This window comes from Psychrobacter sp. A3, assembly GCF_028823565.1.
GTDB lineage: Bacteria > Pseudomonadota > Gammaproteobacteria > Pseudomonadales > Moraxellaceae > Psychrobacter > Psychrobacter celer.
The window spans coordinates 1-1,329 of record NZ_JAPEHS010000154.1; the positions used below are offsets into that span (position 1 = coordinate 1).

Genomic DNA, 1,329 nt, shown 5'->3' on the forward strand with positions numbered 1-1,329 from the left:
TAAATCTAAATTATAGATTTAACCCTCAGACGTTTTTTTGCTTATAAAACAGTAGAAATTGTGGTCAATCTAGTCAGCTATATTCTGTACATGTTACACAAACTTACATTGTAAAATGTGGGATATTAGCAATTTTTTCGACATCAAAAAAGTATTTTTGGGGTTTTTAAGGGGGATGACAGGCTAAACAGCCTATGCTAAAGTCGGCTTTGTGTTTTGGTCAGCAGCTTGATTTGTAACAGCTTCGTAAGACTTCAATGAGCTGTGATCGCCAATAATCATTTTTTATATGAATAATATGCAGCAGAAGTATCAGTCACTATGACATATATATACTTGAGTTATTGAGATTTAATTGACTGCGCTGTTGTTGATAACAGACGATTTTGAATTAACCGTAGGTATTAGATTTATGAAACAGGCTTTATTGATTTTGTCAGTACTGGGTATGGGCATAGCACAAACGAGTGGTGCTGCTATCACAATCTCTCAAACAAATAATACCATCACCAATACTTCTGTGGCATCAAACTACGGTTCATCAAAAAACATCTATAGCACCAAAAGTGGTGCTTATGTTTCTAATAATGATGAAATTAGTCAAGCAATTAGCAACCTAAGTGCGCAGGCCAAGCAAAAAGAGAATCAGCTTTCATCATTAAACAGCCGCTTATACGCTGAAAAACAACAGCAGCAAGTCAATAAGGTTCCTGACAGCAATTCAGCCCCCGCTATCGCTGCTGCTCGCGCCTCAAAAGTGGCTTTATCTGGCAGCTCTGGATATTGTGCCCGTTACGTACGTAAAGCACTACAATCAGCTGGTTATGAGTTCACTCCAAATCCTTCAGCCTATCAGTACGCTACTCGTGGCACACTTGAGAAAGCAGGTTTCAGCAAAATCAGCAATGATATGCCAACCCAAGTAGGTGATGTTATTGTCTATGATCGCTCATCAAAGCGTCCACATGGCCATATTCAAATTTTCGATGGTACAAATTGGATTTCTGACTTCCGTCAGAACAGTATCAGCCCATACAGTGGTGTCTATGCTTATACGACATGGCGTGATTCAAAATATGTGGATGACGCATCCGCATCAGATCGTAATATCTACCTTGCTATGAATGATAAATAAGACTTTCTAAGTCAGCACAACATAGTTGTTATTTCCTCCAACCCAGTAGGGCGTGTTGAACATTCACAAATAGTCTCTGTCAGTGCCATGGTTGAAGGTTCAACACGCCCTAGTGACTAGTGACTGTGCCCGATATGGTTATTCGCAGAGCTTTGCTGCTCTGATATGTCGCAGACCAATGCATCGCTATGGGC

1 protein-coding gene is annotated in these 1,329 nt (G+C 40.0%); it reads left to right on the plus strand.

From position 1 onward, the window contains the following. The first annotated feature begins 412 nt into the window (after positions 1-412). On the plus strand, positions 413-1,135 hold the full coding sequence (locus NK638_RS12230) for a CHAP domain-containing protein (RefSeq protein ID WP_068405068.1): 723 nt from the start codon (positions 413-415) through the stop codon (positions 1,133-1,135). Positions 1,136-1,329 lie beyond the last annotated feature (194 nt).

What these genes read in the sequence shown, in the direction of transcription:
- NK638_RS12230 (WP_068405068.1), top strand. Translation starts at nt 413, where the DNA reads ATGAAACAGGCTTTATTGATTTTGTCAGTACTGGGTATGGGCATAGCA.